The sequence below is a fragment of the Mesorhizobium sp. B2-1-3A genome, from assembly GCF_006442655.1.
In the GTDB taxonomy this organism is placed as follows: Bacteria; Pseudomonadota; Alphaproteobacteria; order Rhizobiales; family Rhizobiaceae; genus Mesorhizobium.
Map to the genome: position 1 here is coordinate 96,250 of NZ_VFWK01000002.1, position 24,901 is coordinate 121,150.

General features: G+C 62.3%; 25 protein-coding genes. 16 read left to right on the forward strand and 9 right to left on the reverse strand.

Annotated features, from left to right (window positions below; translation table 11 throughout):
* Positions 1-167 precede the first annotated feature (167 nt).
* From murJ to FJ977_RS07055, 4 genes are all read left to right on the forward strand, one after another.
* Positions 168-1,766 (forward strand): murein biosynthesis integral membrane protein MurJ, encoded by a 1,599-nt coding sequence (gene murJ / locus FJ977_RS07040; protein WP_140769923.1) that lies wholly within the window; start codon positions 168-170, stop codon positions 1,764-1,766.
* A gap of 326 nt (positions 1,767-2,092) precedes the next feature.
* Positions 2,093-3,160 (forward strand): tryptophan--tRNA ligase, encoded by a 1,068-nt coding sequence (gene trpS, locus FJ977_RS07045; protein ID WP_140769925.1) that lies wholly within the window; start codon positions 2,093-2,095, stop codon positions 3,158-3,160.
* A gap of 255 nt (positions 3,161-3,415) precedes the next feature.
* Positions 3,416-3,907 (forward strand): universal stress protein, encoded by a 492-nt coding sequence (locus tag FJ977_RS07050; protein WP_140769926.1) that lies wholly within the window; start codon positions 3,416-3,418, stop codon positions 3,905-3,907.
* Positions 3,908-4,052: 145 nt separating this feature from the next.
* Positions 4,053-4,622, forward strand: coding sequence for a NifU family protein (locus FJ977_RS07055; protein ID WP_056570395.1), 570 nt, complete (start codon positions 4,053-4,055; stop codon positions 4,620-4,622).
* Positions 4,623-4,789: 167 nt separating this feature from the next.
* Here the strand turns inward: FJ977_RS07055 and FJ977_RS07060 are convergent, their stop codons facing one another.
* On the reverse strand, positions 4,790-5,407 hold the full coding sequence (locus tag FJ977_RS07060; RefSeq protein WP_140769928.1) for a L,D-transpeptidase: 618 nt from the start codon (positions 5,405-5,407) through the stop codon (positions 4,790-4,792).
* Positions 5,408-5,634: 227 nt separating this feature from the next.
* On the opposite strand from FJ977_RS07060, the gene cueR reads away from it, so the two are divergent.
* Entirely contained in the window at positions 5,635-6,048 is a 414-nt protein-coding gene (gene cueR / locus FJ977_RS07065) for a Cu(I)-responsive transcriptional regulator (protein WP_140769930.1), read from the forward strand.
* Between the two features lie 27 nt (positions 6,049-6,075).
* On the opposite strand, the gene FJ977_RS07070 is transcribed toward cueR, so the two are convergent.
* On the reverse strand, positions 6,076-7,332 hold the full coding sequence (locus tag FJ977_RS07070) for an AraC family transcriptional regulator (protein WP_140769932.1): 1,257 nt from the start codon (positions 7,330-7,332) through the stop codon (positions 6,076-6,078).
* Here FJ977_RS07070 and FJ977_RS07075 point away from each other — a divergent pair.
* Positions 7,292-8,077, forward strand: a complete 786-nt coding sequence (locus tag FJ977_RS07075; protein ID WP_140769934.1) for an outer membrane beta-barrel protein — start codon at positions 7,292-7,294, stop codon at positions 8,075-8,077. The genes FJ977_RS07070 and FJ977_RS07075 overlap by 41 nt on opposite strands.
* Before the next feature lie 567 nt (positions 8,078-8,644).
* Here the strand turns inward: FJ977_RS07075 and FJ977_RS07080 are convergent.
* Positions 8,645-9,016: a hypothetical protein gene (locus tag FJ977_RS07080; protein ID WP_210243833.1), complete on the reverse strand. Its 372-nt coding sequence runs from the start codon at positions 9,014-9,016 to the stop codon at positions 8,645-8,647.
* Positions 9,017-9,104: 88 nt separating this feature from the next.
* Between FJ977_RS07080 and FJ977_RS07085 the strand changes: the two genes are divergently transcribed.
* The 3 genes from FJ977_RS07085 to FJ977_RS07100 all read left to right on the forward strand — a co-directional run bounded on the left by FJ977_RS07085 (position 9,105) and on the right by FJ977_RS07100 (position 12,101).
* Positions 9,105-10,058: an IS1595 family transposase gene (locus FJ977_RS07085; protein ID WP_140769936.1), complete on the forward strand. Its 954-nt coding sequence runs from the start codon at positions 9,105-9,107 to the stop codon at positions 10,056-10,058.
* 199 nt (positions 10,059-10,257) lie between these two features.
* On the forward strand, positions 10,258-10,806 hold the full coding sequence (locus FJ977_RS07090; RefSeq protein ID WP_140769937.1) for a hypothetical protein: 549 nt from the start codon (positions 10,258-10,260) through the stop codon (positions 10,804-10,806).
* A gap of 707 nt (positions 10,807-11,513) precedes the next feature.
* A complete protein-coding gene (locus tag FJ977_RS07100; RefSeq protein ID WP_140769939.1) occupies positions 11,514-12,101 on the forward strand; it encodes a hypothetical protein in 588 nt (195 codons plus the stop codon).
* 47 nt (positions 12,102-12,148) lie between these two features.
* Here FJ977_RS07100 and FJ977_RS07105 read toward each other — a convergent pair whose 3' ends face one another.
* Positions 12,149-12,403, reverse strand: coding sequence for a hypothetical protein (locus FJ977_RS07105; RefSeq protein ID WP_140769940.1), 255 nt, complete (start codon positions 12,401-12,403; stop codon positions 12,149-12,151).
* Positions 12,404-12,674: 271 nt separating this feature from the next.
* Here FJ977_RS07105 and FJ977_RS07110 point away from each other — a divergent pair, with 271 nt between their 5' ends.
* Both FJ977_RS07110 and FJ977_RS07115 read left to right on the forward strand, forming a co-directional pair.
* Positions 12,675-12,971: a hypothetical protein gene (locus FJ977_RS07110; RefSeq protein WP_140769941.1), complete on the forward strand. Its 297-nt coding sequence runs from the start codon at positions 12,675-12,677 to the stop codon at positions 12,969-12,971.
* Between the two features lie 170 nt (positions 12,972-13,141).
* Positions 13,142-13,642 (forward strand): MmcB family DNA repair protein, encoded by a 501-nt coding sequence (locus FJ977_RS07115; protein WP_181179688.1) that lies wholly within the window; start codon positions 13,142-13,144, stop codon positions 13,640-13,642.
* 26 nt (positions 13,643-13,668) lie between these two features.
* Here the strand turns inward: FJ977_RS07115 and nhaA are convergent, their stop codons facing one another.
* The 5 genes from nhaA to FJ977_RS07140 form a co-directional block, all read right to left on the reverse strand.
* Positions 13,669-14,862, reverse strand: coding sequence for a Na+/H+ antiporter NhaA (gene nhaA, locus FJ977_RS07120; protein WP_140769943.1), 1,194 nt, complete (start codon positions 14,860-14,862; stop codon positions 13,669-13,671).
* A gap of 31 nt (positions 14,863-14,893) precedes the next feature.
* The gene (locus FJ977_RS07125) at positions 14,894-15,457 is read right to left on the reverse strand and encodes an ActR/PrrA/RegA family redox response regulator transcription factor (RefSeq protein WP_140769944.1); all 564 of its coding nucleotides are present in this window, start codon (positions 15,455-15,457) and stop codon (positions 14,894-14,896) included.
* 64 nt (positions 15,458-15,521) lie between these two features.
* The gene (locus tag FJ977_RS07130) at positions 15,522-16,853 is read right to left on the reverse strand and encodes an ActS/PrrB/RegB family redox-sensitive histidine kinase (RefSeq protein ID WP_140769945.1); all 1,332 of its coding nucleotides are present in this window, start codon (positions 16,851-16,853) and stop codon (positions 15,522-15,524) included.
* Between the two features lie 26 nt (positions 16,854-16,879).
* Positions 16,880-19,342 carry an ATP-dependent helicase HrpB gene (gene hrpB, locus FJ977_RS07135; RefSeq protein ID WP_140769946.1) on the reverse strand — a complete coding sequence of 821 codons (2,463 nt, stop codon included), beginning with the start codon at positions 19,340-19,342 and terminating at the stop codon, positions 16,880-16,882.
* Positions 19,343-19,399: 57 nt separating this feature from the next.
* Positions 19,400-20,290: a DMT family transporter gene (locus FJ977_RS07140; RefSeq protein ID WP_140769947.1), complete on the reverse strand. Its 891-nt coding sequence runs from the start codon at positions 20,288-20,290 to the stop codon at positions 19,400-19,402.
* Between the two features lie 28 nt (positions 20,291-20,318).
* On the opposite strand from FJ977_RS07140, the gene FJ977_RS07145 reads away from it, so the two are divergent.
* From FJ977_RS07145 to FJ977_RS07165, 5 genes are all read left to right on the forward strand, one after another.
* Complete coding sequence (locus FJ977_RS07145; protein WP_140769948.1) at positions 20,319-21,017, forward strand: PIG-L deacetylase family protein; 699 nt, start codon at positions 20,319-20,321, stop codon at positions 21,015-21,017.
* A 233-nt stretch (positions 21,018-21,250) separates the two neighbouring features.
* Positions 21,251-22,582 carry an ABC transporter substrate-binding protein gene (locus tag FJ977_RS07150; protein WP_140769949.1) on the forward strand — a complete coding sequence of 444 codons (1,332 nt, stop codon included), beginning with the start codon at positions 21,251-21,253 and terminating at the stop codon, positions 22,580-22,582.
* A gap of 221 nt (positions 22,583-22,803) precedes the next feature.
* Entirely contained in the window at positions 22,804-23,751 is a 948-nt protein-coding gene (locus FJ977_RS07155; RefSeq protein ID WP_140771331.1) for a sugar ABC transporter permease, read from the forward strand.
* Entirely contained in the window at positions 23,748-24,698 is a 951-nt protein-coding gene (locus FJ977_RS07160; RefSeq protein WP_140769950.1) for a carbohydrate ABC transporter permease, read from the forward strand. The genes FJ977_RS07155 and FJ977_RS07160 overlap by 4 nt, the downstream gene beginning before the upstream one ends.
* Positions 24,695-24,901 (forward strand): hypothetical protein, encoded by a 207-nt coding sequence (locus FJ977_RS07165; protein WP_140769952.1) that lies wholly within the window; start codon positions 24,695-24,697, stop codon positions 24,899-24,901. Before FJ977_RS07160 ends, FJ977_RS07165 begins: the two co-directional genes overlap by 4 nt.

Genomic DNA, 24,901 nt, shown 5'->3' on the forward strand with positions numbered 1-24,901 from the left:
ATCCCCACCTTGTCCCAATCCCTGGAGCTGTTCACCGTTTCACGAAAACGGCGAACCGCTCTAACTCTTTGTTTTAACACAGTTCCCAAGGGCAATGCGCCATGCGCTTTGCCCGGGAAAACCGCTCACAGTTTTCCTGGAATTGCTCCAAGGCAGTCTTCAAACGCATGAGCCTCGTCAAGAAATTCGCTACCGTCGCTTCCGGCACGCTGATGAGCCGCGCGCTGGGTTTTGGCCGCGAGATGCTGATGGCGGCGGCACTCGGCACCGGACCGGTCGCCGACGCCTTCAACGCCGCTTTCCAGTTTCCCAACACTTTTCGCCGGCTGTTCGCCGAAGGCGCCTTCAACGCCGCCTTCGTGCCGCTGTTCGCCAAGGAGATCGAGACGCATGGCACAGACGGCGCCAAGCGTTTTTCCGAGGAAGTGTTCGGCGTCCTGTTCTCGGCGCTGCTGGTGCTGACCATCGCCATGGAACTGGCGATGCCACTGATCGTGCGCTACCTGGTGGCGCCCGGCTTCGCCGACACGCCGGGCAAGTTCGAGACGACCGTCCGGCTCGCGACGATCATGTTCCCCTACCTGATCTGCATGTCGCTCGCGGCCATGATGGCGGGCATGCTGAATTCCCTGCGCCGCTATTTCGCCGCGGCGATCGCGCCCGCTTTCCTCAACATCATCCTGATCAGCGTGCTTGGCTACGCCTGGTATCATGGGCTGGATGCACATGCTGTCGGGTTCAGCCTGTCTTGGGGCGTTCTGGCGGCGGGCATCGTGCAACTCGCCATTGTCTGGGTGGCGGTGCGCAACGCCGGCATCTCGATCGGCTTCCGCCGGCCGAAGATGACGCCGAACGTAAAACGCCTCCTGATCCTGGCGCTGCCGGCGGCGATCACCGGCGGCATCACGCAGATCAACCAGTTGATCGGCACCGCGATCGCCTCGGCGCAGGACAGTGCCGTGTCCTCGCTCGCCTATGCCGACCGCGTCTATCAGTTGCCGCTCGGTGTCGTCGGGGTCGCGGTGGCAATCGTGCTTCTGCCGGAACTGTCGCGGGCGCTGAAGTCAGGCAATCTCATCGAGGCCGCCAACCTGCAGAACCGTTCCGTCGAGTTCACCTTGTTCATGACCTTGCCGGCGGCCGCCGCACTCTGGGTGATGTCGGAGCCGATCGTGCGGCTGGTCTATGAGCGCGGCGCCTTTGCCGCCAACCATTCGACGCCGACGGTGGCGGCGATCCTGGCGATCTTCGGCCTGGGCCTGCCGGCCTTCGTACTGATCAAGGCCTTCACCCCGGGCTATTTCGCCCGCGAGGACACGCGCACGCCGATGATCTTCGCCGCGATCTCGGTGGCGGTGAACGTCGCCACCGCGCTGACGCTGTTCCCCAGAATGGGCGCACCCGGCATTGCTGTCGCCTCGGCCGTGGCCGGCTGGGTCAACGCGCTGATGCTGCTTGCCGTGCTGATCCGGCGCGGCCACTGGGGCCGCGACGTGGCGCTCCTGAAGCGCATTCCCCGGCTGGTTCTGTCGGCGGCGGTGATGGCGGTGGCGCTGTATTTCGCCGAGCATTGGCTGGCCGTCAGGCTCGGCCCCGGTTCGCCGCTGGTCGTCAAGGCGACGACGGTGCTGACGCTGGTGGCCGGCGGGGCGCTGCTCTACTTCGTCACCGCCTTTGCCACGGGTGGCGCCGATTTCGGCATGATCCGGCGCAATGTCAAACGCAAGGGATCAGCGGCGCCTAAGGAACAGTCTCCAGATCAGTAAGCCTAACGGTGGCGGTGTCGCCGACAAGCATCAGTCTTCGCCAGACAATTCGTCGTAGACCTGGCGCGGCAGTGGCGGCGTCTTTCTCCCCGTCACTATACGGGGAGAAATGTCCGGCAGGACAATGAGGGGCGGCGCGAACCTGTCAGACTGGGAAACAGGCGCAACAAGCGCGACGCCCGCATTGAACAAACAATTCAGCCTGAAGCAATGGCTCTGCGGGCTCTCCTGCCTCTTGATCCTCCCCACACTCTCGTTCATAAGCGCGCCGTCGAAAAGACTTTCGCCGCGCGCGAAACGGCCCTCCACAAGCCCTGAGGAACCCCATGTCCGCCTTCAAGCCCCTCGTCTTCTCCGGCGTCCAGCCGACCGGCAATCTGCATCTCGGCAACTATCTCGGCGCCATCAAGAAATTCGTCGCCCTGCAGGACACGTCCGACTGCATCTATTGCGTCGTCGACCTGCATTCGCTGACGGCACAGCTCGTCCATGACGACCTCGCCGACCAGACGCGCTCGATCACCGCCGCCTTCCTTGCGTCCGGCATCGACCCCAAGAAGCACATCGTCTTCAATCAGTCGCGAGTGATGCAGCATGCGGAGCTTGCCTGGATCTTCAATTGCGTCGCGCGCATCGGTTGGATGAACAAGATGACGCAGTTCAAGGACAAGGCCGGCAAGGACCGCGAGAATGCCTCGCTGGGCCTGCTTGCCTATCCCTCGCTGATGGCTGCCGACATCCTGCTCTACCGCGCCACGCATGTGCCGGTGGGAGAGGACCAGAAGCAGCATCTGGAACTGACCCGCGACATCGCCCAGAAATTCAACAATGACTTTTCGAGCCGCATTGCCAGCCTTGGCGTCGGCGTCGAGATGCAGGTTGGCGAGGAGACGGTGAACGGCTTCTTCCCGATCACCGAGCCGGTCATCGGCGGCCCGGCGGCACGCATCATGAGCCTGCGCGATGGATCGAAGAAGATGTCGAAGTCGGATCCGTCGGACCTGTCGCGCATCAACCTGACGGACGATGCCGACACCATCTCGAAGAAGATCCGGAAGGCCAAGACCGATCCGGAAGCCTTGCCGAGCGAGGTCGACGGGCTGGAAAGCAGGCCGGAAGCGGAAAACCTGGTCGGCATCTATGCGGGCCTGGCCGAGATTTCGAAAGCCGACGTGCTCAAGGAATTCGGCGGCCAGCAGTTTTCGGTGTTCAAGCCGGCGCTGGCCGACCTCGCGGTGGAGAAGCTGGCGCCGATCGCCGGCGAAATGCGCCGCATCCAGGGCGACCGCGCCTATGTCGACGCGGTGCTCAGGGATGGCGGCGAACGCGCCGGCGTGCTGGCCGAAACAACCATGAAGACGGTGCGCGACATTATAGGCCTGCTGCAGGGCTGATCCCGGCGTCGGTGCATCGCATCGACACTGGCACAAGGCCGGCCGCTTGCGGCCGGCCGAAGCGGGTGGCAGATTGCGACCGAAAACACACTCGTGTCTCTGATTTTGAAATTCGCCAGAGTTGTAATGCGAATTTCAAAATCAGGGACACGAGCAAACTATTGATTTCTAGTGTCGTTTTTGATTTCGAAGTTCGCTCGGGGCGAGATATCGAAAGCAGGCGAACTTCGAAATCACGACACCAGGTAGATAGACATGGTCTCCAAACGCCTTAGCCGCGAAGCCGGTCATCGCAGGAAATTCCTGACGATCATCGACGACACGCCCGAGTGCGAGCGTGCCGTCGCCTATGCCTCGAAGCGGGCGCTGAGCACCAGCGGCACGCTGGTGCTGCTCTATGTCATCGTACCGGACGATTTCCAGCACTGGCTGGGCGTCGAGAAGATCATGCGCGAGGAGGCGACCGCAACGGCGCGCGCGGCCCTCGACGGCTATGCCAACAAGGTGCGCCAGAAGCTCGGCATCGAGCCGGAAATGGTGGTGCGCGAAGGCAAGCCGACGGAAGAGATCCACAGGCTGATCGAGGAAGACCAGGATATCGCCATCCTGGTGCTGGCGGCAGGCGCCGGCAAGGAAGGGCCGGGACCGCTGGTCGGTGCCGTTGCCGGCAAGGGTGCGGCCTTCCCTATTCCGGTCACGGTCGTGCCGCAAAACCTTTCGGACGAGGAAATCGACAGCCTCGCCTGAAACCAGCCAGGGATTCGATCCCCAGCCAGCAAAAACATTCCGCCAGCCAGCCGTTCGGGCGACGCGTTTCGCTTGAATGTCCAGCCAATAGAGCCTATTTAGAACTATTCCAAACTAGTTGCCCGAAATGGGCACGGAGACGGCCATGTTCATCCAGACCGAATCGACGCCCAATCCGGCGACGCTGAAATTCCTGCCCGGCAAGGAAGTGCTCCTGGAGGGTACCGCCGATTTCCGCGACGCCGATAGCGCGGCCACGGCCTCGCCGCTGGCCGGCCGGCTGTTCGAAATTCCCGGCGTCACCGGCGTCTTCTTCGGCTATGACTTCATCACCGTGACCAAGGATGGCCCCGACTGGCAGCATCTGAAGCCGGCGATCCTCGGCGCCATCATGGAGCATTTCATGTCCGGTGCGCCGGTCATGGCCAAGACCGGCCCGGCCGCCGAGACCAGCCAGACCGGCGAATTCTATGACAAGGCGGACGAGGAACTCGTCATCACCATCAAGGAACTGCTCGACACACGGGTGCGTCCGGCAGTGGCCCAGGACGGTGGCGACATTACCTTCCGCGGCTTCGAGAACGGCACGGTGTTCCTGCACATGAAGGGCGCCTGCGCCGGTTGCCCATCATCGACGGCGACGCTGAAGCACGGCATCCAGAATCTGCTTCGCCATTTTGTGCCCGAAGTGCAGCAGGTCGAGCAGGTCGCCTGATACTTTCCGCGCGCCGCCGCTTCGGCCTGCGGGCGCGACCTCAAAACATCCTGTTCGTGAATAACAAAAAACCGGGCCGAATTGCCCGGTTTTCTGTTTGGGACGTCCGTTGTTGCCTAGACGGTCCGCGCACGAAAGATTTGACCCTGATCCTGAGATCAGGATGCTTACATCACGATGACCTTGGCGCCGACCGAGGCGCGGTCATAGAGATCGATAATGTCCTGGTTCATCAGCCGGATACAGCCAGACGACATCGCCTTGCCGATCGAATTCCATTCCGGGCTGCCGTGCAGGCGGTAACCCATGTCGCCGCCCTTGTTGAAGAGATACATGGCGCGCGCGCCGAGCGGGTTCTTGAGGCCCGGCTCCATGCCGTTGGCGAACTTCTCCAGTTCGGGCTGGCGCTTGATCATTTCACGGGGCGGCGTCCAGGTCGGCCATTCGCGCTTCAGCGCGATATGAGCAGTGCCATGCCACTCGAAGCCCTCGCGGCCAACGCCGATGCCATAGCGTATCGCGCGGCCATCACCCTCGACGAAATAGAGGAACTTGTTCTGCGTATCGACGATGATGGTGCCCGGCTTTTCCTTGGTGTCGTAGTTCACTTCCTGCCGGTGATACTGCCTCGGCACTTTTTCGATCGGGATGCGCGGCAGCTGGTAGCCAGCGTCGGTCACCGCGCCGTAGTCGTTTGAGAAAATCTGCCCGCCGATGGTGCTGCAACCGGCGATAGCAGTGGACAGCGCCAATGCGGCAATTATTGCGAGCGACTTCATGCGCATGTGATGATCCGGTGCCCTGCCCAAACGCCAGCGGCACGAGTCGGCCGCTTTCTCTCCATCATTCATGCTGGCATTTGCTTTGCTTGCCAAGCACACGATGCCTATATCCGTGGCCTTACGTGCTGGTAAGCGTATCAGTATGGCATTTCGGCAACAGCCTTCACCAGATTGTGAAGTAAATTCAATGGGCCTGAACCGCGCGGGCCACAGGATCGAGGATCTCCGCCATGAATGTCGGCGACGCCGCCCACCGTTCAGGACTGCCGGCCAAGACCATCCGCTACTATGAGGAGATCGGCCTGATCGCGCCCGCGCGTGCCGCCAACGGCTACCGTGATTATTCCGGCGACGACGTCCACCGGCTGGCCTTCCTGCGCCGCGCGCGCAACCTCGGCTTTTCCATCGACGATTGCCGTCAGTTGATGGCACTCTACCGGGATCGCGGCCGCGCTAGCGCCGACGTGCGCGAGATCGCCGCCGCTCATGTCACGGCAATCGAGGAGAAGGTGCGCGAACTGCAATCCATGCGCTCGACGCTGCAGAAGCTGATCCATGCCTGCCACGGCGACGACAGGCCGGACTGCCCGATCCTAGATGACATGGCGGGGACGGCGGCGGGAGCCGACCAGGCGTTCGGCTGACTGGAACATCCCCGCCGCCGGAAAAACCTACCCGCCACGATATTGGGTGGGCGATGCACCGAAACGCACCCGGAAACGCCGATTGAAATAGGACACGTCGTTGAACCCGGCGGCAAGCGCGATATCGCTTATCTTCATCGCATCCTTGCGGACGTCCGCCAGCATGGCGCAAGCCCTTTGCAGCCTGAGCTCCAGGACTCGTTCGGCAAAGGTGTGGCCACTTTCGAGAAGAAGTGTGTTCAGGTAGCGGCGTGACAGGCCGACCGCGCGCGCCACCATATCCGTCGACAGGGCCGGCTCGGCGAACCGCGCCTCGATGACCGCTATCGCTTCGCGCAACCGCGCCGCGCGCAGCCCGCGCGCAGCCGCGATCTCCGCGGCGTCGCCACCGGCTCCCAGCGCCAACGCGATCAGGTCCGCCAGTGCCGTTCCGGTCTGCTGCGCGAGGGCCGGCGCATGATCCAACTCCTCGGAGTGGATCAGGAAATCGATCGTGCGCTCAAGATGCCGCATTGCTGGATTTGCCAGGTCGAGCCGAGTCACCGGGCGGTCGTCGGCATGCGGCACCAGCCTGAGCAGCTGGGCCCTGGGAATGGAGGCCAATACCCAGGCGGTGACCCCGTCGGTAAAGCTCCGGCAAGGCTGCGCGATATTGTAGGCGATGGCGTCGCCCCGCTGCAGCGAAACATCGCAATCCGCGACGGACCACACCTGCGGCTTTGGGCTGCGGTAGAATCCCACGAAGATTTCGTCGCGGTCGTTGGCGACGTGGCGGCGGGTGCGCACATAATATTCGGTCGTGGTCTCAAACAGGCCGACGCGCAGGTCACCCAGAAAACGCATCTTCGTCGCCGTGGCGAATGGCTTGTCCTCGGCGTGCCTTATCTCGGCCGCGCCGAGCTGTTCCATCCACATGTCGCGCCACAGGCGAAAACGATCCCGGTCGCTCAAATGCGTGGGTAGGCTGTCCGAAGAAAAATCAATCTTCTGCATTTTGCGTGCCCGCTCGGTCAGCCGTCTTATATCACAGAGGCCATGCGGGTGAAGGCGCCCGGGACCGCCGGGCGGGACAAGGCGAGCGATTCCGGTCGCCAGATAGTGCGGCGCTGGCCGGGGAGCACATGCTTGTGCCGGATTGATGCCGCGCAAGGCCCATTCGTCCAATAACAGAGCCCATGCGTCCAAGACGACGGCCGCGGAATGCGCCAAGAGTGTTGGCAAAACGCAGCTTGGGGATTTCTGCATGAGACTTTTGTTTGCGGGCAGTATCGCGATCGCGATCATGCTGCCTTCAGGAGCAGTGGCGGCCGATATGGGCGCGGCGGGGTCACCCCAAGCTGGTGACTGGAGCGGGTTCTATCTTTCAGCCGGCGGCGGGTTCGGATGGTGGAGCGCGAACCAATACACGGATTTTGAAGGCATCCCCGCGCCGGGGCCGTCCGCACACACCAACGGGAGTGGCGGGTTCGGCACCGTGGGCGCAGGCTTCGACTGGCAGTTCGTTCCCTCCTGGGTTGCCGGCGCCTTTGCCGACGTTCAGTTCGGCGATCTGAGAGGTTCGATCCAAGCGCCCTTCGAGGAGTATTCCGGCACCACACGCAACAGGCTGAACTATGCCGCGGGACTTCGTCTCGGCGTGCTCGCAACGCCCGACGCCCTGATCTATGTCGACGGCGGCTACAGTCACGCCGCCTTTACGGGCTCCGGCCTGGATCCGACCCCACTCGTCCCCCTCAGTGTCGCGGGACATGACCATGACGGCTGGTTCGTGGGCGGCGGTGTCGAAAACGCGCTCGACTTCACGGGTGTATCGTCCCCAGGCTGGTTCATGAAGACCGAATACCGCTTTGCCGACTACGGCCGTGAGAACGCGGAGATGTACGTCGATGCCACCGGTGCCGCGGACCATGCCATCGCATTCAAGCCTACGGTACAGACCCTTTCGATCTCGCTCGTCTATCGTTTCAATGCCGACGAGGCGAGAGGCAGCGCCTTGCACGGCGGCAGCGATGTTTCCGCGAAACCATAGCAGGCAGGGGATTTCTGGCGGGCCGAGGGAGGCGCTTTCCATCGGCCGCCGCGTTGAACGCCATCATACGCAATCTGCTCGCCACGGTTCGGTCGACCAGGGACTTCAGTCTTATTTGCGTAGTTGCTAATATATATGTAGGCTAGTCCTCGCGGGGATAATCACACCCAACGCCCAAACCCGCAATGGCCGGCGCAGCCCCCCTATAGACCCAAAGCCAAACTGCGCCGGCCATTCCGCCAGCCACCTTCCCTAACGTCAGGCCTTATATGCTGAATAACTAAAGTAATGGAACGTCCAATGGACATTGACGGAACCAAAACGGTAACGTCAGACCTTTGCTTTTCTGGCGCAAGACTTTAGTCCTGCCGTCCTATGGTTAGGATCGGAAGTTGATCGAGGCGAGATAGGGCCGTCTCGCAACAGGTCAATACCAGACTGCACTTGACCGGATTATGGCGCGATCGCGGAAGGTCGCTCACGGTCCAACGGCTCTGTCAAATAGAACCGCCCTGCACAAGGCGGACATCCGGTTGACAAACCAAGCTTGCGAACTCGACGAATGCCTTAATCCTCGGCCAGTTCCAACCGAACTCGCTGCCATTCTTCCCAACAATTTTCTGGATCAATATCGAGATAGCCTCGCGACTCATCCACCCGCCTGGCGTCTTCCTGAGTGAGCGCAATGGCCGGACAGCTATCACGGATTTGGATGACCTCATCCTCTGTCAAAGGGGTTCCCTTTGCTCTCTCGCGATTGAGCAAGGTCGCTACAAGACTGGGGATGGGATAAATAATGAGGTTTCCGTTCTCGCTCATCGTTGCCCCTGACTGTCCGTCCCCTTTGCGGACGCTTCCGGCCACCAGTTCCTTTGCCTGAGAAACGCGCATGTTTCCAGGTAAGCCTTTGTGATCGGGCGAATAGCTCGATTCTGACAATCCTAATCGCTCGACACAAGGCAATTATCTGGTTGACAAACCCAAACCGGAGAGGTAGAAAGATTCCAACAGCTTAGGAACTTTCGCCATGTCCGTTCTGTCCCGCCCCGAGTTCCATGACGAAGCCAAGGCTTTCGAGCATGTGGAAGGCATCCTGTGGCCGAATGGTCCGGTCTGCCCCAAGTGCGGCAGCGTGGATCGCCACTATTCCTTGAAGGGCGTTCGCACCAAGCCTTCCAAGAAGAACCCAAACGGCGTCGAGCGCCACGGCCTCTACAAGTGCAGCGCTTGCCGCTCGCAGTTCACAGTCCGCATGGGTTCGATCTTCGAGGAAAGCCATTTGCCGCTGACCAAGTGGCTTCAGGCTATCCACCTTATGTGCGCCTCCAAGAAGGGCATCAGCGCCCACCAGATGCACCGCATACTCGAATGCACCTATGAAGCCGCTTGGTTCCTGTGCCACCGCATTCGCCTTGCAATGGCGTCTGGCGATCTGTCCCCGATGGGTGGCAATGGCAAGACCGTTGAGGTTGACGAAACCTACATTGGCCATCTGGCGGGAACCCCGGTCAAGACCGGTGGCGGCGCTCACAAGAACACTGTCGTTACGCTGGTAGAGCGTGGTGGCCGCGCTCGTTCCTTCCACGTCGATACCGCCCGCATTGGTACCGTCATGCCAATCGTTCGCGCCAACATCGCCAAGGAAAGCGCGTTGATGACTCACGAAGCTGGCATGTACCGCCGCGTGGGCCAGGAATTCGCTTCCCACGATGTCGTCACGCATTCCAAGGACGAATATGTCCGCTACGAAGGCGCAAAGACCGTCCACACCAACACCGTGGAAGGCTACTATTCGATCTTCAAGCGCGGCATGAAGGGCGTCTATCAGCATTGCGCCGAACACCATCTGCACCGCTATCTGGCCGAGTTCGACTTCCGCTACAGCAACCGCATTGCCCTTGGCGTCGATGACGGTACCCGCGCATTTATCGCGTTGAAGGGTGCCGCTGGTAAGCGCCTTACCTATCATAGACCTGCTTGACGAGAAGCGGACGCATTCCCGCAAACCGGTGCAGCTAGAGTTGCCGCTTTGGCGGCGGGCAAAACGTAGGCTGACATAAGGATATGTGCATACCCTTGTCAGAGCTCTATCTCTAGTCTGTGAAGAACAGAGAGGAAACCTCTCCTTGGCTCTCTAGAGAGAGCTTGACGACTCACGGGTCCTGCTCTAATGCTGGCCCATGAGCAACGATCCTTTTCAAAAAGCACGCGACAAGATCGCCTTTTATGAAAGCGCAATTCACCGCCTGGAAGAGTGGATTGCGACTGGTGAAGCCCTTCTCGCGGATGGTACAGAGAGTGCACCCGCCGTTTCGCCAGAGCAGTCTGGCGGCGAGCCTAAGACTGGCTCGATCCGCACCATTAACGGCAGGTCCGTGTTTGTTCCGTCATCCCCTACCGCCATGGTGATTGCAGAGGCGCAATCCGTCTTGCGAGAGGCGGGGAAGCCTATGGTGGCAGCTGACATCTTCGATAAGCTTATGCGGCGCGGCGTGAAGATCGCCGGAAACTCGCCAAAGGGAAACATGACGGCCAAGTTCTCAACGCGACGGGACATTTTCACGTTCGAGGGCAAAGAGACCGGCTTGTGGTCGTTAACTGAATGGGGTCGGAAGGCGCCCCAAACGAATGAAGCGCTCCCCGAGCAATCGGAAAGCGCTTCTAAAGTCGCCGGCGAAGTTGACGCTTCGCCTATCGAGACTCAAGCACGCGACGGCGTATTTGAGTGAACTTCCGCTGGTCGGCGGCCAGACCCAGCACTGGTAGATGCTGGGGGACTGGAGGTTTCCATGATCTTCCGTCTGAACCGAGGCGCGGCGATATTTTTTCCGCGCCTCATAAGAAAGAGGACCATGGGCAGGAGGAGAAATCCCCTGCCCATGGTTTATCATACCGTGGAATCGGAGTCTATATTCCTATGCCTAAGCCAGAGGATAAGCCGCAGATTGAGAAATTCCGCGAAGCCGCGCGAAAACTGAAAATCGATGATTCGGACGCTCCGTTCGAAGCTGCTGTGGCGAAGGTGGCGACATCCCCGAAATTGACGAATGACGAGATAAAGGCGCTAGCCAGGCAATTGCGCCAAAAAGAGCCTCCAAGCTCGTAACCCGATATTTACCACGACCCACCAAATCAACCGGACCATGCAATGAATGCACGTTCGTCCTTGCAACATGTGCAACTTTTGCACTATGTTATGCGTTATCGGGGGACATGATGCCTACTGTCCACCGGATAGGAGCCCATAAGATCCAGGTTTTTCCGGATGATCATCCCCCTCCTCATTTCCACGTTTGGGCAGGAGGTTGCTGCAATTACCAGGTCAGCCTGGAGACGCTTGACATCATAAGGGGTCGCGGTTGTGGCCTCCATAACGATATTGTCAAGTGGGCAAGTGAGAATCTAGAAACGCTCTGGCGTGTCTGGAGAGAACAAAATGAGCCGGATCAAGACGAAGTTTGACCCAAGGCCGATGCCTCGAATTGAGTCAGCGCGCCCTATGGATGATTTGTGCGTAGAGGTTCGCTGGATCGCTGGGACTCGTATCGGTAGGACAGAAGTCGTTGACCTGTCTTCCGCCATCAACAAATACCGAGTCTATGCGCCGCTTCGAAGCGACCGGAAGCTATTTGAATCGCTAGCCGCCGGCAACGATGGAGCGATACTTGAATGGCAGGAAGGCGATTTTGATATGGCCGTAACGACTGTCGAGCGTCTTGCTGAAGAGCAAATGACCGGGGCGGATTTTGAGAAATTTCTAGCCCGTAATAATCTTACGCGCGCTCAAGCTGCTGCCGAACTTGGTAGAAGCCTTCGAAACATTCAGGATTTTATCGCTAAACCAGAAGCGGTTTTGCCGCGCGTGATAGCCTTGGCGTGTTTCGGCTATGAGGCCAGAAAGAATCCCTGGGAGGTCCTGTTTGGATTCTCGCTCGACGCCACGTTCGAATTTGTCAAACAGGAACCCACGGTCAACGACAACGGCGCAGAAGTGACGTTCCACCCGGCCTACCGCCGGGCCTGACGGATACTTCAACTTTCGCAACGAAAGATGGGCGGATGGCCATTCCCCTACGGCTGGGTAGCCCCTAGCTGCGCCCTAGCTTCCTGAGCGGCTTCGATAAGGAGGTCGAGGTCGACTGCGCGCATCGGGGAGAAGTTCGAATCTTCGCCCGACACGACGCTCATGCGGCATATCCGTTCACCATCATCTGACTGGTAGACTTTGAACGAGACCGTGAAATATTGGGCCTTCACGTAGTACTTGGCGATGAGCTTGCGCGACCAGAACTGCCGCCAACCGATTAACAGCGATTGAAAAACCAAGGCCACGTTCCTCTACGGCTGGGTGGCGCTAGAAGCCCTTGTCTTTGAGCCAATTCCACCCACGACCTTTTCGGGTTTCGAGGTCGGTCCAAAAATAGGCAGCAGCCATAATGGCTGGAATACCGATGCCGACAATGACGACTGCTATAGCGAGCCAACTCATCGCTGACGTTTAGCACGAAGTTGGCCCATTCCCTACTATTGGCTGTAGCGGATTCGCCTTTGCATCGGCTTCCGTGCTTTCCTATCCCTCCTTGAGGGAGGGGACGCAATGTGGAAGTCTGTGGCCTGTGACGCACTACGCCAAGGCAAGCGCCTTGAGCTTCGCTATGATGGATTCGCGCGAGTGGTCGAGGTCCATACCGTTGGCACCTTGACCTCCGGCAATGAGGGGATGAGCGTCTACCAAGTGCGCGGCGGTAGCGAGAGCAATGAACGTGTCGGCTGGAAGACTATGCGGCTCGATGAAGCATTCACCGCCGCTGTGATCAACGAAAAATCCGAAGCGCCCCGTGCTGGGTATAAGCGTGGGGCGAAAATCTTCAGCTACATATTTTGCCAGATTTAGACCGCCGCAGTCGCACGCCTCGTCGGCATGAAATGCGCAGTCAGATACGTGGATTATGGGTGCCGGCCTGTCGAGGACCATATTCCTATTTCCTTGTGGGTTTGTCAACCAGATAATCGCCCGACACAAACGGGTTCAAACCGTGAACAGAATCTGGCATGGTGCTTGTCATGCCAATCATCTCTCCCATCGCAATCAACCCTCTCATTGACGGTCGCCAGTCGGAACGCGCCATGCTGGTGCGCCGTGGCGTGCAGCGTCTGCTCATGGAAATGGGCGCGCATGTGCTGCCTGAACTGTCGCTGGCCACCGGCCGCCGCGCCGACCTCGTGGCACTGACCCGCCAGAGCGATATCTGGATTATCGAAATCAAATCCTCGATCGAGGATTTCAGGGTCGACCGCAAATGGCCGGACTACCGGCTGCATTCCGACCGCTTCTTCTTCGCCACCCATCCCGGCGTGCCGGCCGAGATATTTCCCGACGAGTGCGGTTTCATCCTGTCCGACGGCTACGGCGCCGAAATCATGCGCGATGCGCCGGAGCACCGCATGGCGGCGGCGACGCGCAAGGCGCTGATGCTGCGGATTGCGCGCGCCGGTGCCTCGCGGCTGCTGGCGGCGGAACTGGCCGGCGTCTCGGTGCCGGCTCTGGAAGGGGAAAGCGAGTAGTTCGCGGGCCTTCACGGCATCCGCCGCTACTCTTCACCGCCCTCCGCTCCAGCAGCAGGCGCCATCAGCAGCACGGCGGCGCCGAGGATGGCGGCGATGAATGATCCGGCGAGAATGCCGACCTTGACCGCGTCCTGCAGGGCCACGTCGCCGGCGAAGGCAAGCAGGCCGATGAACAGGCTCATGGTGAAACCAATGCCGCAGAGCAGCGAGATGCCGAGCATGTGTGACCAGCCGGCATGGGCCGGCAGGTCGGCCAGGCCGAGCCTTATGGCAAGCGCGGACGAGCCGAGCACACCGACGAGCTTGCCGACCACCAGGCCGGCGGCGACACCCAGCGTCAACGGCTCGATCAGCGCGCCAAGGCTAAGGACGGCAAGCGAAACGCCGGCATTGGCAAAACCGAAAATGGGGATGATGACGAAGGGCACGATCCTGTGCAGGCCATGCTCCAGCCGGTGAAGCGGCGAATGGTCGAAGTCGTGGCCGATCCCGGCGGAGCGTTCGAGCGGGATGGTCAGCGCCAAGGCGACGCCGGCAAGCGTGGCGTGGACACCCGATTTCAGCACCAGCACCCACAGGATGGCGCCGAGCACGAGATAGGGCACCAGCGTCATCACCCGCATGCGGTTGAGCACGACGAGCACGGCAATGACGGCGAAGGCGGCGCCGAGATAGGCCAGCGACAGGCCGCTGGTGTAGAAGATGGCGATGATGATGACGGCGCCGAGGTCGTCGATGATGGCGAGCGCGGTGAGAAAAACCTTCAATGAGGCCGGCACGCGGCTGCCGAGCAGCGACAGCACGCCGAGCGCGAAGGCGATGTCGGTGGCGGTCGGGATCGCCCAACCGGGCAGTGCGGCTGAATTGTTGCGATTGATGGCGACATAGACCAGTGCCGGAACCAGCATGCCGCCCGCCGCCGCGATGCCAGGCAGGACGCGGCGCGGCCATGTCGAAAGCTGGCCGTCCAGCATCTCGCGCTTGATCTCCAGCCCGACGAGCAGGAAGAACACCGCCATCAGCCCGTCATTGATCCAGTGCGAGACGCTGAGCGGGCCGAGATAGGCGTGGAGCACGGAGAAATAGGTTCCCGACAGCGGCGAGTTGGCGACGATCAGGGCAAGGGCCGCCGCCACCATCAGGATGATGCCGCCGGCCGCTTCGCTATCGAGAAATTCGCGGAAGACGGAAACCGGCCGCTGCTTCAAATCCTGCATGTCGCCTCCGCCTGGTCACCCGGCCTGCCGCTCAGCGCGGTGCGCGCTTGGCCAGTATCCGCTGCAGCGTGCGGCGATGCATGTTGAGCCGGCGCGCGGTTTCGGAAACGTTGCGCTCGCACATTTCGTAGACGCGCTGGATGTGCTCCCAGCGAACGCGGTCGGCCGACATCGGGTTTTCCGGGGGCGCGGCGCGCTCGCCCGAGGTGCGGGTGAGCGCGGCAAAGATGTCGTCGGCGTCGGCGGGCTTCGACAGATAGTCGACGGCACCGAGCTTCACGGCGGTCACCGCGGTGGCGATGTTGCCGTAGCCGGTCAGGATGATGGTGCGGGAGTCCTCGCGCTTCTCGCGGATGGCGGCGACCACGTCGAGGCCGTTGCCGTCGCCGAGCCGCATATCGACCACGGCGTAAGCCGGCGGATTGGCGCGGGCCTTGCCCACGGCCTCCTCGACGCTCTCGGCGGTCTCGACCACGAAGCCCCTGGTTTCCATGGCGCGGGCCAGACGGGTGAGGAACGGCTTGTCGTCATCGACGATCAAAAGCGAGGTGTCTTCGCCTTCAACCATTGCGCCACTATTTTCATCGCCTGTCATCGTCTTGAAAATTCCTGCTGCCTTAATTTTACGCAGATATAGTTTTGCGCCGCTATTGTCCAATTTATGCAGTGTCAAACATGGTGGCGGGGGCCGTTTCCGGGTTCAGGAAGACTGTTCTCGGCCATGAAATCTGCACCACGGCGCCCTCGCCCAGGCCGCTTGAATTGCGGAAATCCAGCGCGGCACCCGAGCGCTCGAGCAGTGTCTTGGCGATGAACAGGCCAAGCCCAAGGCCTCCGCCGGCCTCGGTGCCCTGACGTGTCGACATATAGGGCTCGCCGATGCGATCGATGATCTCGGGGGGAAAACCGGGCCCGTCGTCGATGATCGAAAAGGTGACGGTCGCCTCGTCCCAGCTCCAGCGCACGGTGACGCTCTTGCGGGCGAAATCGACGGCGTTCTCGACCAGATTGCCGAGGCCATAGATGACCCCCGGATTGCGGCGCCCGACCGGCTCGGGCCCGGTGCGCTCGCCGGGGCGAAGCTTGATCGAGATGCCGAAGTCGCGATGCGGCGCGGTGACCTCCTCGACCAGCGAGGTCAGCGGCAAGCGGGAAAGATGCGCCTCGCCCTCGGACGACAGGCTGGTCAGGCGCTTGAGAATTTCGCGGCAGCGCTCGCTCTGCGAGCGCAGCAGCTTCACGTCTTCCCCGTATTTCGGGTCGCTGCCGAGCGCTTTTTCCATCTCCTTGGCGACAAGCGTGATGGTGGCGAGCGGCGTGCCAAGCTCATGCGCGGCGGCCGCCGCCAAGCCGTCGAGCGCGGAAAGGTGCTGCTCGCGCTGCAGCACCAGTTCGGTGGCGGCAAGCGCATTGGCCAGAAGCCGGGCTTCGGCGGCCACCCGGAAGGCATACATGGCCGTGAAGGCGATCGAGGACAGCACCGCCATCCACATGCCGGCGACATAGATGAAGGGCATCACCAGCGGCGCGCCTTCATACCAGGGCAGCGGCAGATGGATGAAAACCAGCAAGGTCGCCGCTATCATCACCAGCCCGCCTAGAATGGCGGTCAGGCGCAAGGGCAGCGACGTCGCCGAGATCACGACGGGCACGGTCATCAGCAGCGAGAACGGATTGGTCAGGCCGCCGGTCATGTAGAGCAGGCCGGCAAGCTGCAGGCTGTCGAAGATCAGGATGCCGAAAGCGGCGAACGGGGTGAGCCGGTGCGCGGCCGGAAAGCGGAACGCCAGGAACAGGTTCATCCAGGCAGAACAGGCGATCAGCGCGAAGCACAGGCTGACCGGCAGCGGGAATTTCAGGCCATAGGCGACGACGAGCACCGCCACGCTCTGGCCGACAATGGCAAGCCAGCGCAGCCGGATCAGCGTGTTGAGACGCAGCCTCTGACTTTGCTGGAAATCGGGCGCACGCAAAACATTGATCATGGCCATGGATTACAGCCGCAGGAAGACAAGCGCTAGGTCCCGCGCGGTTTTGCGCGAGCGGTGGCCGTGGCGAGCAGTGGATTCTCCGGCCAGACATGCTTGGGATAGCGGCCGCGCATGTCGGCGCGCACGTCGGCCCAGGAGCCGCGCCAGAAGCCGGGCAGGTCGCGTGTCGTCTGGATCGGCCGGTGCGCCGGCGACAACAGTTCGAGCGTCAGCGGCACCGTGCCGTTGGCGATCGAGGGATGGCGGTCGAGGCCGAACAGTTCCTGCACGCGCACCGCCAGCACCGGCCATTCGCCGTCATAACGGATCGGCACGTGGCTGCCCGACGGCGCGTCGAAATGCGTTGGCGCCAGCGCATCGACCTTGCGCTGCAGGTCGTGCGGCACGAGCGAAGCCAGGCCGGCCGAGACAACACCGGAATTGATGGCGGCCAGGGATGCGGCACCTGACAGGAAGGGCAGCAGCCAGTCGTCGAGGCGCTCGATCAGCGCTTCATCCGACATGTCGGGCCAGGGCGACCCAAGGCCACGGTGCAGCCAGGACAGTCGCTGGCGCAGCGTCTCGGCCTCCTTGCTCCAGCTCAGCAGCGACAGCCCGTGCTCGCGCAAGGCGTCAAGCATGGCGCGGTCGGCCTCGGTGCCTGAGGGAGCGGGCAGCATGCGCTCCGCGAGCGTGATGGCGCCGAGGCGAACAGTCTCGCGCACCCGCACGGCGCGCCGGTCGCGATCGAAGCTCGTTTGCCGGCGCGTTTCGATCCGGTCGGCCAGCGTGGCGCGGATGTCGTCCTCGCCGATTGCGGCGGCCGCAGCGATGCGCGCGTTCTGCGCCTTGCCCTGCAGGTCGGCGACAACCAGGAACGGCTCGCCCGCCAGCGGGTCGGCGGCATCGAGCATGGCGCCGGAGCCATTGGCCAGCACGAAGCGGCCGCGCTCGCCGCGCGCCTTGGCGACGCGGTCCGGCCAGGCGTGGATGAGCAAGGGACCAGCAGGAACGGCCGCGCTATCCTTCTGGCCGCTCGCCTGTCTTGCCAACCGCTCCGCTAGCTGCCGCGCGGCGACGGCGCGCGGCGACCTTTCCGCGCGAAAGCGCATCAGCCGCCGTTCGAGATCGGCGCCGTCGCCACCAAGGCCGCGTTCGGTCAGCAGTACGGCCACCATAGCCGCTTCGCCGGCATGGCCGCTCTTCGCCGCCTCGGCGACCATATGCGCCAGCCGCACCGGCAGAGCGAGCTTGCGCATGGCCATGCCCGCTTCCGTCAGGCGGCCTGCCTCATCGATGGCGTCCAGCGCGCGCAGCAGCACCCTCGCCTCGTTGAGAGCCGGCGCCGGCGGCGGATCGAGGAAGGCGAGCGCCGTCGGATCGGCGACACCGAAGGCAGCGCAGTCGAGCAGCAGGCCCGACAGGTCCGCCTCGAGGATTTCTGGCGGCGTGAAAGCGGGAAGCGCCGCCGTCTGTTCGGCGCGCCACAGTCGGATGGCGACGCCGGCTTGCGTGCGCCCGGCGCGGCCGGCGCGCTGATCCGCGGAAGCCTTGCTGACGCGCACGGTTTCCAAGCGCGTCAGTCCGCTCGCCGGCTCGTAGCGCGGCAGCCTCGACAGGCCGGAATCGATGACGACGCGCACACCGTCGATGGTGATCGAGGTTTCGGCGATGGAAGTGGCCAGCACCACCTTGCGACGACCGGGCGACGCGGGCTTGATCGCGGCGTCCTGCGCCTTGCCGTCGAGCTGGCCATAGAGCGGCACGATGTCGGTGTCGGCGCCGACCTTGCCGGCCAGCCGCTCGGCGGTGCGCTCGATCTCGCGCTGGCCGGGCAGGAAGGCAAGCACGCTGCCGCTTTCGTCGGTGAGCGCCGAGCGGACCGCCTTGGCCATGGCATCCTCGATCGGGATACCGGCCGGCCGTTCGTCGTAGCGGATGTCGACGGGGAAGGCCCGGCCCTCGCTTTCGATCACCGGCGCGCCCGACAGGAGCCTGCCGACGCGGGCGCCGTCCAGCGTCGCCGACATAACAACAAGGCGCAGATCCGGCCGCAACGCACCCTGCACGTCGAGTGCCAGGGCAAGGCCGAAATCACCGTCGAGCGAACGCTCGTGGAATTCGTCGAAAATGACCGCCGAGACACCGGGCAGTTCGGGATCGTCGAGGATCATGCGTGCGAGCACACCCTCGGTGACGACCAGGATCCTGGTCCGGGCCGAGGTGCGGTTCTCCATGCGCATGGCGTAGCCGACCGTGCCGCCGGGCTCCTCATCAAGCAATTCGGCCATGCGCCGCGTGGCAGCGCGGGCGGCGAGCCGGCGCGGTTCGAGCAGAACGATCCGGCCGGCTCCCAACCATGGCGCGTCCAGCAGCGCCAAGGGCACCAGCGTCGTCTTGCCGGCGCCGGGCGGCGCCACCAGCACGGCGCTGTTGCCATTGCCAAGCGCTTCGCCGAGCGCCGGCAACACAGCTGTGACCGGAAGCTCCGGCAACGGTTTCGTCTTCATCGCGCCCGCATATCAGCGGTCCCGGTCGCCGTGCAACTTTATCGCGCTAACGCCTGGTCAAAGCCGGGTGCGCGAAAACGGGTTCCAGCGCACCGTGCCGAGCCTCGCCTCCTCGCGCACCATCGTCAGCAGGCCGGAGGCACCGACAACCGCGAGGCCAACCAGCGACAGCCAATCGGGATATTCCTGGAAGAAAAGCGCGCCGAGGATGACCGCCCACACGATCTGCGAATAATGCGTCGGCGCGATCCGGTTGGCGGGCGCGTATTTGGCCGCCAGGAGCTGCATGAGTTGCCCGCCGGCGGTGAAGGCGCCGGCCATCGCCAGCCAGACAAGCTGCATGGCATTCGGCAAGGTGAAGGAGCTGGCGGCGGCGCCAGCGCCGTTGAACAGCAGGCCATAGCCGACAAGCACGCCGAGCATCGATGTGCGCTTCTCCTGCTGGGCGAGCGACCGCAGCAGGATGACGCTGGCCGCGGCGAGAAAGGCGTTCACGAAGGCGGCCAGATGGCCAAGGTTCAATTCGCGGAAACCCGGCCGCACCACCAGCATCACCCCGGCAAAGCCGGCGACAACGGCCAGCCATCGCCAGGGGCCGACCTTTTCCTTCAGGATGACGGTGGACAGGATGGTGACCAGCAAAGGCGCCAGGAAGATCAGCGCGTAGACTTCGGCAAGGGGAATGTGAGTGAAGGCATAGACGCTGAGCACGCCCGACGCGATGCCGGCCAGTGCCCGCGCCTGCACGGCCCATGGCCGCTTCATGCGCCAGAAATCGCGCCAGCGTTCACCCGCGGGGCGGCTGAAGAACAGGAAACAGCCGGCGAACAGGGTGGAGAAGAAGCCGATCTCGAAGACGGTGAACTGTCCGCCCAGGCTCTTGATCACGGCATCGCTGCCCGAATAGCTTGCATAGGCGATCAGGGCGAGCAGGATTCCGTTCGGCACGTTTTTCCATTTCCGGGGAGAGAGTAGCTTGAGAATATTGGCCCTCGGTGCGCATCCGGACGACATCGAGATCTTCATGTTCGGTACGATGGCCGCCTATGCGGCGCAAGGCGCAGAACTCACTTTTGCCGTGGCCACGGATGGTGCCAAGGGGGGCAAGAGCGATGCCAAGGTCCTCGCGCGTATCCGTCGCGAGGAAGCGACGGCGGCGGCGGCGCTGCTGGGTGCTGCACCGCGCTTCCTCGACTTTCCCGATGGCGAACTGGTGGCCGATGCGACGCTGATCGGTGCGCTGAAGGCGCTTGTACGCGAGACCGGGCCGGACCTGGTCATCACGCACGCGCCCAACGACTATCACGCCGACCATCGCGCGCTGTCGGACGGCGTGCGCATCGCGGCCTCGTTCGGCGTCCCCGTGCTGCATGCCGACACGATGGGCGGCACCGGGTTTGCGCCGACGCACTACGTCGATGTTTCCGCCTACCGGGATATCAAGACGCAGGCGATCCGCGCGCACCAATCGCAACGGCCGGAGCAATATGTCGACCGGGCGCGCATCCAGAATGAATTTCGCGCCGGCCAGTGCAACGGCCTCCCCGGTTCACTGGCCGAGGCCTTTCGTTTCGAGCCGACATTTCCCTTCGCCGACATACGCGCCTTGCTGCCGCCCGCGCCGCCGGTCCGGCCGGTGACGCCACAGACGAACGTCATCGGCGAGGCCAACTGAGCGGCTGCCGGAAAACCATCCGGCGGTCATTTCCCAACGATTTCAATCATCCGTTTCGTCATGTTGCGGCGCAGCGACGAATTCGCTTGCCTTGTTTAGTAAAAATTGCATCACTAAACAAATTACTAAACATCCGCGGTGCCGAGACACCGCCGTGTTTGGGCCTCTGAGGAGAGAGGTTCGAGGGCTCTTGAAACCGTCATCCGGGCGCGTTTCGCAAATGGGAGGAAGACATGAAATCGAGCTTGAAACTGGCGTTGGGACTGGCCTCGGCGATTACAGCGTCGACAGCCGTGTCGAACGTCGCGCACGCTGAAGACCTGACGCTGTGCTGGGCCGCCTGGGACCCGGCAAACGCGCTTGTCGAACTGTCCAAGGATTTTACCAAGGAAACCGGCATCGGCATGAAATTCGAATTCGTGCCGTGGACTAACTATGCCGACCGCTTCCTCAACGAGCTCAACTCGCACGGCAAATTGTGCGACCTGATCATCGGCGACAGCCAATGGATCGGCGGCGCGGCCGAGAACGGCCACTACGTCAAGCTGAACGACTTCTTCGACAAGGAGAAGATCAGCATGGACGACTTCGTGCCGGCGACCGTCGTCGGCTATTCGGAATGGCCGAAGAACACGCCGAACTACTGGGCGCTGCCGGCCATGGGCGACGTCGTCGGCTGGACCTACCGCAAGGACTGGTTCTCCAAGCCCGAGCTGCAGAAGGAATTCAAGGAGAAGTATGGCTGGGATCTCGGCCCGCCGACCACCTTCGACCAGCTGAAGCAGATCGCCGAATTCTTCCAGAAGCGGCAGATCGACGGCAAGACCGTCTATGGCGCCTCGATCTACACCGAGCGCGGCTCGGAAGGCATCACCATGGGCGCCATGGATGTGCTCTACAGCTACGGCTTCCAGTATGAGAACCCGAAGAAGCCCTACGAGATGGAAGGCTTCGTCAATTCGCCCGACGCGGTCAAGGGCCTGGAATTCTACAAGGCGCTCTATGACTGCTGCACCCCGCCGGGCGCCTCCAACAGCTACATGGGCGAAGGCGTCGATGCCTTCAAGTCCGGCCAGGTGGCGATGCACATGAACTTCACCTTCACATGGCCCGGCCTGCAGAAGGACGAGAATGTCGGCGGCGACAAGATCGGCTATTTCGTCAATCCGAAGGGTCCCGGCGGCGCACAGTTCGCACAGCTCGGCGGCCAGGGCATTTCGGTGGTTTCCTATTCCGACAAGCAGGAATCGGCGCTGAAATACATCAAGTGGTTCGCCAACAAGGACGTGCAGGCCAAGTGGTGGTCGCTTGGCGGCTACTCCTGCCTGAACGCGGTGGTGAAGGACCCGAAATTCCCGGCCAGCCAGCCCTACGCACAGGCCTTCCTCGACTCGATGGCCATCGTGAAGGACTTCTGGGCCGAGCCGAGCTACGCGCCGCTGCTGCAGGCCTCGCAGAAGCGCTTCCATGATTATGTCGTTGCCGGCCAGGGCTCCGCCAAGGATGCGCTCGACGGCCTGGTCAAGGACTGGACCCAGGTGTTCCAGGATGACGGCAAGATGTAACCGGCTCCTCCCGAGCTAGGACCCGGAGCCGGATGATTTCAGGTCGAATCGACCAGGGATCATCCGCCTCCGGCCTCAACGAGAGAGAGCATGATGTCGTCCGAAAACCGCTTCACACTTTTCGGCATCATGCTCTTGGTCCCGTGCCGCCCTTGGCACGGGACGCAGTTCAGATAAATTCCATGACAGAGACGACCCAAGTGACCGAAGCAGGACTGACCATGCTCAATCGGACCGCGGAGAACGTTGCCCGGGCGACCCCGGAACCGTTGGCCCGCAAGGTCCGGGGCATCAGCGACAAGGGCCTCGCCTGGCTGTTCATCTCGCCGACGATCCTGTTGCTGCTTGCCATCAACATCTTCCCGCTGTTCTGGGCGATCTATCTCTCCTTCACCAACTACCGGGCCAACCGGCCGAACGAGGTGGTGAAGAATCTCGGCTTTGCCAACTACCAGCGTATCCTCGGCGACAAGGACATCTGGATCGCCATGCAGACGACCGCGCACTTCGTGTTCTGGACCATCCTCTTGCAGACGCTGATCGGCTTCACGCTGGCCTGGCTGATTGACCGCAAATTCCGCGGCCACGCCTTCTGGACGACGCTGATCCTGGTGCCGATGATGCTGTCGCCGGCGGTGGTCGGCAATTTCTGGCGCTTCCTCTACGAGCCGCAGATCGGCCTGTTCTCCTATGTCATCTCGTTCGTCAGCGGCATTCCGCCGACGAGCATCCAGATGCTCTCCAACGTCGAGTTGGCGCCGTGGTCGATCGTCATCGTCGACACATGGATGTGGACGCCCTACGTGATGCTGATCTGCCTCGCCGGCCTGCGCTCGATCCCCGAATACATCTACGAGGCGGCCGAGGTCGACCGCGCCTCCAACTGGCGGCAATTCTGGTCGATCACGCTGCCGATGGCGCTGCCCTTCATCATGCTGGCGGTGCTGTTTCGCGGCATCGAGAACTTCAAGATGTTCGACATGGTCAACCTGCTCACCGGCGGCGGGCCGGGGTCGACCACCGAGGTCGCCTCGATCACGCTGAAGCGGCAGGCCTTCGAGAGCTGGCGCACCGGCTATTCCTCGGCCTTCGCCATCATCCTGTTCGTGGCCGTGTTCGGCCTCGCCAACATCTACGTCAAGGCGCTCAACAAGGTGAAGCAGAGATGAGCCTGACCACAGCCCATTCGGTCGTCTCCCCTTCGGCGAACTCGAAGCGCATCGCCGGCGCGATCATCATCGCCTATGCGCTGATCTCGATCGTGCCGCTGCTGTGGATCTTCGCCACCAGCTTCAAGACTCCGCCGGATTCGATCGCCTATCCGCCCAAGATCGTCTTCCAGCCGAGTATCGAGGGCTACTGCAACCTGTTCACCACCCGGACACGGCAGACGCCGGAATACATCAACTCGCTCGGACCGGCGACCGGCTTCTGCGACGAGACGGTGCGCAAGCGCAACATGGTGATCGCCGGCCCGTCCAACTTCCTGCCGCGCTTCGTCAACTCGCTGATCATCGCCTTCGGCTCGACCTTCTGCGCGGTGTTTCTCGGCACGCTGTCGGCCTATGGTTTCTCGCGCTTCAAGGTGCCGCTCGCCGACGACCTTTTGTTCTTCATCCTGTCGACACGCTTCATGCCGCCGATCGCGGTCGCCATCCCGATCTACCTGATGTACCGCGAGCTTGGCCTGTCGGACACGGCACTCGGCATGATCCTGCTCTACACGGCGGTCAATGTCTCGCTGGCGGTGTGGCTCCTGAAGGGCTTCATCGACGAGATCCCGCGCGAGTATGAGGAAGCGGCGATGATCGACGGCTACACGCGGCTGCAGGCCTTCTGGCGCACCGTGCTGCCGCAGGCGACGACCGGCATTGCCGCGACCGCCATCTTCTGCCTGATCTTCGCCTGGAACGAATATGCCTTCGCCGCACTGCTGACATCGGGCACCGCGCAGACCGCGCCGCCCTTCATCCCGACCATCATCGGCGAAGGCGGCCAGGACTGGCCGGCGGTGGCGGCCGGCACGACCATCTTCCTGGTGCCGATCCTGGTTTTCACCATCCTGCTTCGCAAGCAATTGCTGCGCGGCATCACCTTCGGCGCGGTGCGCAAATGAGCATGACCAAATCAGCCAAACGCAAATCGCGCTGGCCGGCCTGGGCCCGGCGCGGCGTGATGGAAAATATCGCGACGGCGCTGATCGCCATCGGCTTCCTGATGTTGTTCCAACCCTTCGCGCTGTCGCTCTACACCTACTCCTTCATCACCATGCTAGCCGGCACCGTGATGTTCATCATCGTCTCGAAGTTCCCGGAATAA